Annotated in this window: 6 protein-coding genes; 1 reads left to right on the top strand and 5 read right to left on the bottom strand. The window is 41.6% G+C overall.

The window, feature by feature from the left end:
- Nucleotides 1–140 precede the first annotated feature (140 nt).
- The 3 genes from DXB77_RS03685 to DXB77_RS03675 all read right to left on the bottom strand — a co-directional run bounded on the left by DXB77_RS03685 (nt 141) and on the right by DXB77_RS03675 (nt 5773).
- Nucleotides 141–2714 (bottom strand): tubulin-like doman-containing protein, encoded by a 2574-nt coding sequence (locus DXB77_RS03685; RefSeq protein ID WP_118662689.1) that lies wholly within the window; start codon nt 2712–2714, stop codon nt 141–143.
- Nucleotides 2715–3091: 377 nt separating this feature from the next.
- Nucleotides 3092–4744: an alpha-amylase family glycosyl hydrolase gene (locus tag DXB77_RS03680; protein WP_118662688.1), complete on the bottom strand. Its 1653-nt coding sequence runs from the start codon at nt 4742–4744 to the stop codon at nt 3092–3094.
- Between the two features lie 120 nt (nt 4745–4864).
- On the bottom strand, nt 4865–5773 hold the full coding sequence (locus tag DXB77_RS03675) for a LysR family transcriptional regulator (protein ID WP_117822716.1): 909 nt from the start codon (nt 5771–5773) through the stop codon (nt 4865–4867).
- 282 nt (nt 5774–6055) lie between these two features.
- On the opposite strand from DXB77_RS03675, the gene DXB77_RS03670 reads away from it, so the two are divergent.
- Nucleotides 6056–6757: a DUF6198 family protein gene (locus DXB77_RS03670; protein WP_243023277.1), complete on the top strand. Its 702-nt coding sequence runs from the start codon at nt 6056–6058 to the stop codon at nt 6755–6757.
- A gap of 113 nt (nt 6758–6870) precedes the next feature.
- Here the strand turns inward: DXB77_RS03670 and DXB77_RS03665 are convergent, their stop codons facing one another.
- On the bottom strand, nt 6871–13587 hold the full coding sequence (locus DXB77_RS03665; protein ID WP_118662687.1) for a fibronectin type III domain-containing protein: 6717 nt from the start codon (nt 13585–13587) through the stop codon (nt 6871–6873).
- On the bottom strand, nt 13499–14485 hold the full coding sequence (locus DXB77_RS03660; protein WP_118662686.1) for an FG-GAP-like repeat-containing protein: 987 nt from the start codon (nt 14483–14485) through the stop codon (nt 13499–13501). Before DXB77_RS03660 ends, DXB77_RS03665 begins: the two co-directional genes overlap by 89 nt.
- Nucleotides 14486–14736 lie beyond the last annotated feature (251 nt).

The following is a 14736-nucleotide window of genomic DNA, read 5'->3' as shown; positions in this document are numbered from 1 at the left end:
TCTATCTATTCATGTAAACCTTTTTCCAGTATAACCATATTCCGGTAAAAATCAAATTTAAAAAAACCCCACATACGAAAGTTTGAAAAACACTAACGGTTTCATACACCTCCACATGCAGGATTCTTTCATACTATTTATTATAACGTGCAAAGATTCGGGAAATCTCTCATATCCCTATTCACTTCGTCAATATGCAGTCCCTTGTAAGAACTATCTACTGCATTATAGGCTTTCTGCATCTCTGCTGTACATGCCATCATAGATGCAGGCACGCCGACATACATATCATTGATCGAAATCTCGATCTCACCAGGATTCAATGTAATGGAATCCTCCTTCTCATTATATGGTTTATCCATCAAGATTCCTTTTACTGCCCTACTGAAATACGGCATTACATTTGGCACTGATATATATTTCTTATTCAACAAAAGTTCTTTGTAGCCATCCTTGAGCACACATAACTGCTTTTCTTCCTGAATATCATTTACAAATGCAGCAGCTACCTTCTGCATAACTTCATCCCGTCGGTCATTTGTCGGTGAACCAAACATAACATTGATATCATTCTCTGCAAGTTTCTTATCTGAGAATGCAACGGATAACATCTTCTCCGGACCATATGCTCCGATACCGCTGAATAAACGACGATAAATCTTCTCCATCGCATCCTTGACTGGAACAACTCTTCCGTTATCAATATTTGCTTCATTATCTAACATCAACCGGATCAGTCCATCCTTTACCTCATTGATACGACTGTCATTTACATAATCAGTTGGAAGGAATTCATGTCTGGCTGCATTCTTTAATATATTCTTCGTTGTTACCTTACCTTCATTTGCAAGATCCTCGATTGAATTCTTCAGATCTTCTCCGAACTGGGAATAGATCTCATCCAAACGCTCTGCCCGTTGCTGCAACCAACGAAGTGTATCACCAAACAGATCCTGTGCATCAATCTCATCCATGATCCGATTTCGTTCTGAAGCAAGTGTCTCTTTGATACAGGCATCATAATATCCATTCTCTGTCTCACGCTTTGCAGACGGAAAAGTGAAGAAACGTTTTGCTACAATCTCACATATAGATTCTATAATTCTAGAATATTCACCGGATGGTGTATATTTGCTGTGAAGCTCCTGCAGCTTCTTAACCTCTGCCATCATACCTCTGGTAGAATCTGCTACACCGGCTGTTGGTGCTCCGATAATATCAATCGCTGCATACGGACCGCATACCTTGATATATCTGGCAATTACAGCATCTAAAGAATTCCACAATTTATTCTTAATGGACTTGATCATGACCGGAAGCTCTTTATCCATATTATCAAGCTTCTCACCCATATGTTCTCTGAGTCCATCTGTATGCTTCTTGATCATCTTATAGGTTGGCTTCGTAAACTGTCCAAACTGGATTAATCCGTTCACACTGAGGTTGATCTCATCCCCCGGTTCTGCATGAAGAAAATCATCCAGCTCTTTTAACGCATCCTTGATATCCGCTTCAATCTGCGGATTGTCAAATGGTGAAACAAACAAACGCTTATATGCTTTGTTAAACAGATCACTCTCACAGATATTCTCAATCTCACGGATCGGTATCTTGTAATCTGCTTCACTGACAACCTTATAATAACAATTTGCTGTCGCAATCTCAGAATCCGAATGTTCCATCTTCCAGTTTGTCACAGAATATTTCTCATTGTCAAAGAATACATCCCGAAGCAGCTTTCTGTCATCGTTTACATCATTGTTACCGATATATTTGTTACATGCAAGTTTATATAGGAAGCTTGCTGTGTCCATCAGAACTGTACCCTCCGGCAGGTATCCCTGGCTGTCCTTCTTACCGGATACCAGCATACAGGCATCGAACAGATTCTCCCGGATCACCAGCTTGTGGGTGGTGCTTTCAAATATATATGCATCATCCTTTTCTGAAAGCTTCATATAGTAATCGACTTCTTTTAACGCAGCACAGCCATTTGCCATCATCCGGAACATTAACTCCGGATCTTCCGTTACGCTCTTGTTGCCAAATATAACATCCGGCATCAACAGGCAGCCTCCGATTCGAAGATTCGCCCACTTCTTTGCTTTTCCATACGCCCGGATATTATATGTAAGATCGGATAAGATACCGCTTCCGGTTCCGCCGGAAAGACTGGATACAATGATCACATCCATCCAATTACCATTCGCCTTATCATGAATCTCTTCCAGTCTGTCAAATAACAGCATACGGATATCTTCATAAGCATTTGAAAACATGAGTCGTCCGATCTGACGATTGCCATGCGCACCGTCTTTTGTCACTGTAACATCCGGAAAGTCTGCATCCATCCAGTTTGCAAGATTCGGATGTACCGGATTTTTCTTGATTCCATCTGCAAGTATATTTTCAATATTCGGTCTGTAGATACTTAATACTTCAAGTGCATTAAAACCAACATGCTCTTTGCTGTCCTCAATTGTCTGTTCCATCTCAGGAATGTCTGAATCAATCATCAGAAAATGAATATTATCCTCCGGTATGATATCATCAACCATCATCCCCTTTAAGTTACAAACGGTTCTGCTTCCGACACCGCCAAGACCGATCACCAGCAGATTCCCATTAAACCGGTCATCGTGACTGATTCTTCCAAATACGCGGATATCCCTCAGCTTGCTAAATTCTTCTTTTTGCGTATCAATAAGTATCATATACAATCTCCTTAATTATAACCATTCCCCCGGCACAGAAGCGGTTTCCGTCAATTCTGTGCAGTCTCGTTACAAATATACTAACATATATATTTATGCTAACACTATTTTATGTGATTTTCAACAAAAAACTACATATTTTTTAGAGGTTTTGCATTCTTTTTTCTATGCAATCTTAATATTCTACGCATAGTTCTTATTCTTTATGCATAAATTTTTGCGACAAAAAAGTCCATCAGACTTGCTCATTCAGAAAACAAGTCTGATGGACTTTTTCTGTCTATAAATTTCTCTAATAAAATATTATACAAAATACTTAATACCATCTTCTCATAGTAATTTTCATTACTATAAGTAAAATGTAGGCAAATTATATATTATTCATTGGTTAAATATACGACAACACCCTTGTTTGCCGGAAGGTCTACGATCAGCTTCCCATCGCGGATCTCAAGGCTTTCTCCGCCTGTACAGTCACCGCCTGCGGCTACAGAGTTTCTCTCCTGCTTATGCATTGTCTGTTCAAATTCACCGATCACACGATGCATGTTATTCATGGTATCATTCAGATTTCCAAACAGATTCCATACTGCCTGGCCGAAGTCTGCGCCTGTTTCCAGTGCTTCTAATGCCTTACGGATATCTTCTGCCTTATAGCGGATTTCACCGGAGGCTCCGACCAACTGACCGGCTTTATCAAGCAACTCATTTCGTGCATTTCCCCATGCCTTTGCTGTTGCATCATCGGTACAGGTATCCTCCTGCGCTTCTGCTGTCTGATCAATCGTCAGGAGGTTGACTGCTTTATTTGCACCAATCGGCAGATTAATCTCCATGTGTGCACCGTTATCTGCATTATTCAATGCCGTTACAACCGCACGTCCATCCAGGCATCTTGCAAATGCAAACTGTCCGGTCGTCAGATACAATTCCCGGTAGTCTCCATAGGTCAGTTCCGGAAATCTCTGTTTCAGATGTCCAAGCGTTGTATATAATGCAGGAAGCTCATCTTTTTCATCAAAATCAGCCAGATTCAGATCCGGACGCAGATTCCAGTCTGAACCATTCTCCTTATTGCCCGGTATACCGAATTCAGAACCGTAATAGATCGACGGAATTCCCGGTACGGTATATACAAGGATCGCTACATTGTACATATGCGCCTTGTTATTTAATTTACTGTAAATTCTTGCTACATCGTGGTTATCACAGAAAGTATATAACTTCTTGTCGCCTACAATGCCATTTAAACGCTTGATCGTATGCGCAATCTCAAAATAATTATGATCGTTATGTCCGGAATATAAGCCCTTATGCAGTTCATAATTTGTTACGGAGTGGAGCATATCGTTATTTGCCCATCTCGAATAATCTCCATGAATAACCTCGCCCATCAGCCAGAAATCCGGTTTCACACCATTGCAGAAGGAACGTAATTCTTTCATAAAGCCAAAATCAAGTACATCCGCAGCATCCAGACGAATTCCATCAATATCAAATTCTTCAACCCAGAACTTTACGGTTTCAAGATGATAATTCCTCACTTCCGGATTCCAGAGGTTTAATTTCGCAAGCAGATTATATCCGCCCCAGTTATCATAGGAAAATCCATCGTTATATTCGTTGTTACCCCAGAAATTCACATTGCAGTACCAGTCCTTGTATCTGGAATTCTCCCGGTTCTGTTTTATATCCTGAAATGCAAAGAAATCTCTGCCTGTATGATTAAATACACCATCTACGATGACCTTTACATCATTTGCATGACAGTTCTTTACGAACTGCTTGAAGTCATCATTTGTTCCAAGTCGTCTGTCTACCAACCGATAATCGGTTGTATCATATCCATGAGAACCGGATTCAAATAACGGTCCTATATAAATCGCATTGCATCCGATCCGCTTCGCATGCTCCGCCCATTCATTTAACTTGTCAAAATGTGCTCCTGTCTCTCCATTGTTATCATGTGGACATCCACACAATCCAAGTGGGTAAATATGATAAAATACTGCGCTGTCATACCATGCCATAGTCTTTATCTCCTTTTATCATTTTTGTATACATATTGCAAAAAGCCATACATATCACTCATGTAAAATTATACCACAAACCTGTCGTATACGCGAAACTTTTATGCAAATTCCGATTTTCTATATATTCCATATAAATTTATCTTCCTGCATTTCATTTTTTTCCGACACATAATCATAAAAACGCTGTACACAGGGAGGCTTATAAGCAGTCGCGTCACAGACCATATAATACATCCGGTCTGCCCGGGGCTTTCTTAGCTTCAGGATTTTTACCGTAAGCCGTTCTAAGAGCTTCATATAAGGAACAACAGCAATTCCAAAGTTATGCGCTACAAGGCCGGCAATTACTTCATCTTCTTCTGTCTCATAAGCAATCTGCGGTGTCTCACCTATCAAGCTATATAATTCGTTTATCACATCCCGCATACCAGAACCTTCCGCAAAATAAATCTGCGGATATTTTAATGTGTCCGCAAGATCTACATTTTTCTCTTCTGCGAGCGGGTGTTCCTCCGGGGTGATCACGACAAGATCCTGTCTGCCAACCGGAAGAACAGACAGACCGCTTTCATCCACCGGTCTGGAACAGAATATAATATCGTACTGTTTCTCCTTCAGTCCATTTATTAACTCATGTGTTGTTCCTGTATGAAATGAAAACTGAACCGTTTCATCCTGTAACCTTTTCCTATAATCATCAGCCAGTCCCGGAACAAAGTCCATACCAAGCGGTCGGACAAACCCTAATCTTATGACACCTTCTCCATGTGCTGCCTTCTGCATCAGGCGGATGCCCTGATCAAGCGTCCGGATCGTATTCTCCGCATAGACCAGAAATTCTTCTCCATACCTCGTAAGTACAGTGTTACGTCCTGTCTTTTCAAATAATAATACCCCAAGTTCTTCTTCTAACTGGTGAATCGCATGGCTTAAGCTCGGCTGTGTGATGTTCAGATTCTTTGCTGCCTTCGTGTACTGCTGTTCCTTTGCCAGTTCCACGAAATATCGTATGTAAAATAAATTCATTCGTTTACCTCTTTCTATCTGACTTTTGATGTTCGATCCATTTTCCCTGTTCTCGTACAAAATTATTTATATCTCTCATTTCTCTCAATTATACTCGCAAATCATATATAGACAATATCTATAGAATTATAAAAACTATTTATTTGTTATCATTTGCATGGAGTGCTACAATACGGAACCGTGAAAGATAAATAAAATGAAGTAAATACACTTACATATGATATCAAAATCTTCTATTACAGATATCTATGATAAGCGCAAATGAAAGGATGTCACTTTAAAATGAATACATATGCACAAAAACAGATCATTCCTGAAACGGATGCTCATATGACACAACGGATCATGTATGGAGAGATCGCCCTGATCGTTGCCGTATGCATAAACAGCTTCGCAGTCGTTCTGATGTTATATTCCGGTGCAGGGATTTCTGCGATTTCGAGTGTTCCTTACGCCTTTTCCGAGGTGCTCCCAAAGTTCAGCTTGGGTACTTGGACCTACATCTTTCAGGGACTTCTGGTTCTCACCCTGATGATTTTACGGAAGAAATTTGTCCCTCAATATCTGTGCAGTTTTATCGTTGGTTTTTTCTTCGGGAAACTGCTTGATGTCCATGAAATGTGGATCAACATTCTTCCAACCGCTATCGGATACCGGATTCTTTATTTTATAATTAGTTATGTGCTGATCTGTATCGGTATCGCGCTTTCCAACCGTTGCGGTCTGCCAATCGTTCCTACCGACCTTTTTCCACGCGAGCTGTCGCAGATCATAAAGAAGAAATATTCAATCGTTAAGATTTCTTTTGACGTTATCTGCCTGCTTACAACTGCCTGTATGACAGGCTTCTTCCTCGGTCACATCAAAGGTCTTGGAATCGGAACGATCCTTGCAGCTTTTACAATGGGAAAAGGTATTGCTATCGCCGGACAGATCATTGATAAACGCATGATTTTTGTTACCTACCTGTCCCGAAAGAAATAAATTTTCATATAAATATTTTGAAGAAAAATAAAATTCCATAAATGGGATAACAGGGAGCCGGAACGCTCCCATGTTACCCCACCATGGAATTTTTTTAACTTAAATTTGCAGTTTTATTTTACTGTGACCTTCACCCGTTTATTTACTCCATTTAATGCAGTAACATAGATATAACAGGTTCCTTTTTTCTTTGCACGGATCGTACCCTTTGCCGTTACAACAGCAACCGCTTTATTGGTACTGCTGTAGCGAAGTTTAGCACCATGCCCTTTGGATAACAGTTTCTTTTTGTTATCCTGTAAGATAAGCTTAGTTGTTATCTTTGCTGTTTTACCTTTCTTTAAGGTATACTCTGTCTTCTTGCACTGAATCTTCTTTACATTTGTATATGTCTTGTTCTTCGGCCCTGCGATATGAAGTGTCAGTCCTGTAGCAATATACTGCTTCTTCCCATTCACAATACGATATGCCTTGACACGGACTCTGTATGACTGTTTCCGGTTCAGCTTCTTGCCTTTATACTTACTCAGTACTGTTGCGTTCTTCTTTGCACCTGAAATCGTCTTAACAACAGTCAGCTTCTTTCTGTTACATGGAGCTGCATAGACATCATATCCCTGTGCCCCCTTAACAGCTTTCCAGGTCAGTTGGATTCCCTTCTGTGTCCAGACAACCTTCTGTTTGCTGGAAAGTGTCTGTGAATTCTTCTCGATCTGCTTCTTAGTCAGTTCCTCTACAACCGGTTCTACCGGAGGCTCCGGCGTCTTAACAACCGTTACCGTGATCTTAATCGGTACATTCTGTAACAGTTTCTCATCAACGGTACATACCAGTTTGCTCAGATCTGTATTGTTCGTACGGACATCTGCTGTGATATCTGTACCATTCATACTCCATGCATTGATCTCGTAGCCAGCGATCACCGATGCTGTCATTGTAACCGTGCTGTCCCGATATACTTCAAGACTGCCGGATCCGGCGGATACATCCCGCATAAGATCATTCTGTTTTTTGCGATCCACATGAACAGCTATTGTTTCTGCCTTTGCTCCATCTGCTGATACCAACTCATACTGAAGTTCTACCTTTGGAATCTCCTTATAAGTAACTGCAACCTCTACATTTTTCTCAAAGCCTGTATCTGGTGCCTGAATCTTGATCTGCTTATTGTCTGTATTTTCTATATCAGAAACCGTCATATCACTGTAAGCTGCACCATCCATCATTACTGTGATCTGATCCACTTCATATCCGGTCTTCGGTACTGCTGTCATAACAATATCTTCTATACGGTATCTGTCGATATAACCGCCGGATACAACATCACACTTCAGTGTTCCGTTATTATCACTGTTATATGTGACAGTTGGACGATCAAGCAGAACGAGTACAACACGCATGGATTTGTTTACACTGTTAAATGAACTTTCCTTCGCATCCTTTCCGGTCGCGATCGTCTGTTCTTCTGAACCGGTAAACAGCTTCCACTCTGCGATCTGATACTGCTCCGGTACATCTGCTTTCATAACAACGGACAGATTCTTTACGATCTTTGTATCGTTATTGATCTGTACAGAATCACTCCATGCCGTAACAACATCATCTACCTGCTGTCCCTGTTCATTTACCGCTTCAAAATGAAGTGTTTCCATCTGGAACATATTGACAACCAACTTGATCTTCATGTCTTTCTGCACATTGGATACTACATACCGGTCTCCACCCGTTGCTGCTACAGTATAATGTGTATCATCGGTATAGATTCTCCATTCTGATACAGTAACGGATTCCGGAAGATCTGCTGTAAGTGCCACCGTTGATCCCTTTGCTGCCTTGCCATCCTGAACCTGTTCTGAGACATTGATCTTACAGCCTGCAACCGATGTATCTGGATCTTCTGCGATCACTTCTGTCTCAAATAAATATGTCTCTACCGGTTCAAATTCAACGGCCACAACAGTATCTGTCTCCACATTATCGAGTGTGATCTCTGTTCCGGCAAAGATACTTCCGTCAGTATTTTTCTGGATCTTTGCTGAACCACCATGAGAAACCGTCCACTGTTTTACGACATAATTCTCATCTGGAACCGCCTGAAGCAGGATACTCTTTCCCGTAAGGACGGTCTCACCTGTATCGATCTTGCTTCCATAGCTTCCGGCCTTTACATAATATGCCTGAAGACTTCCGTTTTCCGGCTGATCGTAATTCAACTGGTAGGTCTTTGCTGCAAAGGATACACTGACATGAACACTGCTGCTCAATGCTGAAATAATCAATGTATCTCCATTTACCATATAATCAGTTCCGAGAACCAGATCATTTCCATCACTTCCTGTTACCTTCCATGCTTTGACCTTATAATTATCCTTTGGAATTGCTTTAAAGGATACCTTGCTCTGATCTGCTAATCCGGCTCCGGATGCAAATGGCTCTTTGGAGTCTCCACAATATCCTTTTATCGTTCCCTTGCCATCAGACTCATATCGGACTGTATACTGGTTCGATACGATCTGATATTTTCCTCTGTTCAGAGTGACGTTATATTTCTTCAGGAATTCTTTTACCAAATCTATATACTCACTGTCTTCTTCGGTTCCAACTGTAAGCCATGCGATTCCGGTCTGGTAAACACCTGCTGTCGAATTTTCATCTAACTTCGGCTCAGCCTCTATTGTCATCAAATCCGACAGTTTATATTTAGCTGCATCTGAATCCAGGATACCGGATTCTGTGTCATCACCCGAATATTTTACAACAACATCTGACAGGCTTAATACTTTATCTGCCGTGTCATCCTCTGATATACCATCCTTTGATGGAGCAGTAATAACGATCGGCCGTTTGCTTACGGTAAGCATCTTCATCGCATATGATTTGGCCTGACTGGTACCGTTCTGTCTGGTTATCGTCGCAACAAATGTATGCTGTCCCGGCCATTTTGGAGTAAATGTATTGCTGGCTATATTTTCCGTTACAACCTTATCATCTCCATCCACATAGGATACCTGATAAGATACAGAAGCATCTGCTGCAAGCGGTTCTGTCGTTATATTGCCGGATGTATCGTTTTCCCGTTTTCCCTGTCTGACTTCTAACTTAATGGTATTGCCATATTCCGCATTGTTTCCGGAAAGAACGTATACCGTATTATCCGTACGATCTACTACATAATAAACAGTCTGTGTATCAGTAGGATATAATGATGTATTTCCGCCATAAGATACAGTCACCGTATAATCTCCGGCTTCTTCCGGATTCCATACAACAGAAGCATTACCATTCTTATCTACATCGGTTGATATATCACGAATAGAACCGGTCCGGTTATTGAAGAAGTTTACATTTACAATTCCTGTTTTATCGATATTGACAGAAGATGTAACTGCCTCTGCAACATGGATCTGAACCGTTGTCTGATCTCCCTTTATGATATCTTCAACCTGTGTATCATATGTTTCATTTACGGTAACAACCTCACCAGGGGTAACACCATACTGCTTAGATGCTCCACTTCCCATAAGAGAAAAGGCATCATCCGTAGCGATCTTTAATTCATTAAATGTTGTAATGATCTGCTCCTGCTGGTTCTCATCTGTTACCGTCTGCTCAGTCTTGTAATAATAGGTCTCATCCGCAGTCCGATCTGCTTCGGCGGATTTTGAATACATGATATAAGCATTATTTCCTTCGTATGCCTCCGGCCAGTACAGATACCAGGTTGTTCCATCAACCTCGATATACTGCTGATTTGTAGTGCCAGCAGATTCTTCTTTATATCCGGCATAAGCAGGCACATAGGACTGAACAGTACCGGCATACGCTTTTGCTGTAATTGCTCCATCTGTACCCTGTTCCAACTGATACCACTGTGTAACTGCTTCTGACATAGCATCTGTGCTGTACAACAATATCTCACCATCGGCTGTTACTGCTGTATATGCATAATAAGTCTTGCCCGCTGCAGTCTCTGTCACCTGTTCTGTCACAGGCTTTATTGTATCTGCATCAACTCCATTCCAGAGAGCGGCTGCATCACCGGTTGTTCCACTCCGGAATACATTTGGTATTACTTCATTTAATTTCACCTTTGCAGTTGCTGTTCCTGCTGTCTCATTATATCCTTCCAGTACATACCATTCATTTGTCTGGCTGTCAAAATAGATAAATTCCGGTATTACTGCATCCGGATATACAGCGGATACCACTGCACCATTCTTATACTGGACAAATGTCTCCTTCTGTGTTCCGATTGTAACCGCTACAGTCTTCGATACCGTACGTTCATTCGTAACCGTCCGTGTCTGTGTGTACTGTCCAAATGCTGTATTAGTTCCCTTATTTGCACTATCGGACTGTGTATTGCTGATCGTTGCTGTCACCATACTGTCAGCCCTTCCGACATGCAGGATGCCGGGTGCTCCATATGCGTATAACCGCACACCCTTTATCAGCTCAGAAAGAACGCATCGATAAGAATTGCCATCCATATCCTCTGTGATACCATTTAACTTCAATGTACTTCCATTTATATCGGAAGCTTCTTTGTCCGTCAGGTTTACCCAATTGACCGAACCTGCTTTTCGAACCTGCCATGCATAGGACAGACCGCCTTTTGCATTTGCAGATGGAAGTGCATCGATCACAAAGCTTGCATTACCGCCGACAACAACTCTCTGTACACTTGTCATGCTTAAGATATCCGGTTTCTCACTGTCAGCCAGTGTATGAACGGATACCTCCGGTGTGTATTCGGAGTATACAGTCTCACCTCCGCTGTTTGTTCCAACTGAACGAAGTGCAAATTCATATTCCGTCGATGGTTTCAATCCATCATAGGTGTAAGAAGCACTGTCACCGCTGATCGTATCTAACAGACTGTATTTATTGGTTGTGATACCATCATTAAATACCTGATAGATCTCATATTTCTCTGCCTTCTTATAACCACTTTCCCATGCAAGCGTTACGGAATCTGCAGTCACGGTATCCACACTGATATCTTCCGGTGGAGATGGCGGCTGTTCGACATTTTTTACAACAAAGCCAAGGATTGGAACATTGCTGTCGCCAAGTTTTGCCTGCCAGATACCAAATTTTGTACTGAAGCTGTACTGGGAATCCGTCGCCGGCGGGTAAGCTACCACGCCTTCCTTCGATACTGATGAATAATCAAATGTTGTCTTACCGGAGCCCCAGCCACCGCCAAGCTTGACACCACCGCCATAATTCATCTTCACCACTTTGGCATCTATCTCACCTTCTACACCAAGTGTCAGTTCGAAGCTGTTCGTCTGGGTCATTGTCTTACTGCTCTGTGTACTATCCGTGATATTCATCGCTACCGTTGTCTGGTCATTGACCTTATTATTGATCTCTACCCAGTTCGGATAGCCAACAAACCCCTTCATTCCAAGTGAACTGGTCGCATAGGTATCCGGACATCCCGGCGTACTGGACAGAATATCCTTCGTGATCACCTTATTCTGCAGAGTTTCATCGCTTGCTGCAAACCGATTAAAGGAATCTACATCCATGGTCGAATAGACCGGCTGCTGCTGCACTCCGACCTCCATGGTATACGACGCACTTCCGTCGGCCGGCGTGATGACGTATTCATACAAAATAACCGGTGTTCGATAAAGCACTACCTGATTCTTCGTACCATCATTTTCAAAACTGATCGAATACTCATGGGAAAGCTCATCCTCGTATGACCACTCCCAGTCATGGGTATAGGACGCCTCCGTATGGAACTGCAATGCTGAAGAACCGATGGAAAATGATGCATATGCTCCAATGGATGCCATCTTCGTTTTACTGGTTACCGTTCCTTTTCCAGATACTTTACCGTATAAGGTTTCTCCGATATTTCCATTATAATAATTATCCTGAAGCTCGCCAAAATATGGAGCAGCCTGTAATACAGCCAGAATATCTACATTACTGTATGTATATTTCTTGCTCTTAAAGGTAAATACATCCGTATCTTTATCCGCATCAACTGCTGCGATCGCCAGACATGGGAAATCACTCATGCCGACATGCCGCATCAGCTCGTTTGAAGTCGAATCAAAATAACTGCCCGGTGTACAGATACCGGTCGATGAATCCTTGTTCTGTTCCTTACCGGACATGTTCACCCGGTAAAAGTACCGGTTAAAGCTCTGTTGCTTATATCCGGTCGTATATAAGACCTGTTCAATTCCCAGATCATTTTCATCAAAGTTTCCTGCCACACAGCCATCTACCCAGGTATCGGATATGATATAACCGCCGATTCCTTTATCACTGCTCTGACATACCTTGGCTGTATAGTCCTTTTTCCATGATTCATTTTCAAACTTCCAGAAAACACCATCTAAGAAAACCTGCTCCGCATCATTTCTTCCGTTTACTGCCGCACAGGTCAATGCAGGAAGCGGATGCACATTATCATCTTTATCAAAGCCTGCATTTACAAAATTACACATATCCATTACGTTTCCGCCGGATGGAATTAATGTCTCCACCTCTTCATTTGGATCGTATTTCAATGTTACCAGCATATACTTTTTATTTGAACCGGATTTATCTCCATCCGGGCCATCATTATCACTGTATACACCGGCAACTACAACTTCCGGGAAGCCATCAAAATCAATATCACCTGCTGCTACAGATGCGTAACGCATATATACACTGCATGTATCCTTATCCATTACATACTTATTCATCTGCTGTGGTTTCTTGTTCTCTACCTTATAACAGGCAAATACAGAGCTTCTTTCCATCACTGTCATCGTGGATATTCGAATAGGAACCAACCAGAAGGATCTCATCTTTACCATCCCGATTGATATCCGAAGTTTCTATCGACATGTTGATCGTTGCTCTTGCTGTCTTACCATTATTGGTAAATTTACCTGCCATATCCGCTCCGGTATTTCCCATAAAACTACGAACCGGAATATTATCACTGATCGGCGATAAGGTGATTCCGTCCAGGATCATAATATACGGATCTCCACGTTTTGGAACATAGACTGCGATATCTTCATCTCCATCACCATCAAAATCTCCTGCCTTTAATGTAAAATAATTCTTATAGGCACTGTATTTTTCCAACTGATTATCCCGAAGCCAGTCATTATCATCACCCGATCCAAGGCTGAAGGTCTTTCTTAATTCCTGACCTTTACCGGATGCACTGTATCTTGCTACAACAAGCTGCGGATCTTTTCCCAGTGATGCGCCAACAAGTGCAACCATATTATCACGGCCGGTTCCATACGGATCATAACCGTCTACATTTACATACTTGACATCAGCTGCGCCGGATGCTGTACGGCTCTGCATAAATCCATTGTTGTTCCGTTTCGAATCCGGTCCAACATAATAGCCCTTGATATCCGAGCTTTTCGTATAGTTATACGTCTCAGCATTTCGGTTCTTTCCACTGGATCGATACCATAAAAATGCTTCCATCTTTTCATTAAATGCAGAATAGCCGGAACCGTATGGATTTTCACCGTCATTTGCATTAAATGAACTTGGTGTCGTCAGATTAAATCCATATTTATCCTTTCCGCTGTTATCTGCATTTGAGGTATCTGCCTGCGTGACCGCCTGCCCCGGCGGCTCATCCGCAAGAACTCTGACCGGATTTCCAACCCCAGGAAACATACCGATCACCATCGAAATCGAAAGCATTGCTGCCATCCATTTCTTTCCCCATTTTCTGTTCATGTTCTCATCATCCCTTTCTTACATAAACGTTATTCTTGTTTCTGAATGCTGTCTCTGCATCCAAACCTCCAGTTACATAATAATTATATCGAAATATTTGCCAAAAAGAAAGAAAAATAGATGCATTTTATAAATATATTCATCTTACAAACACAATATGTGTATTTATTCTGACAATTCGCGTTAGTTTGTTAGAAGCAGATACAATTTAAAACGCATAATGTTATGCAAATATTGTCGGATCAAATCAT

Source organism: Clostridium sp. OM05-9 (genome assembly GCF_003481465.1).
Taxonomy (GTDB): domain Bacteria; phylum Bacillota; class Clostridia; order Lachnospirales; family Lachnospiraceae; genus Coprococcus; species Coprococcus ammoniilyticus.
Note: the sequence above shows the minus strand (reverse complement) of the source record. Positions and strands in the feature narration are given on the sequence as shown.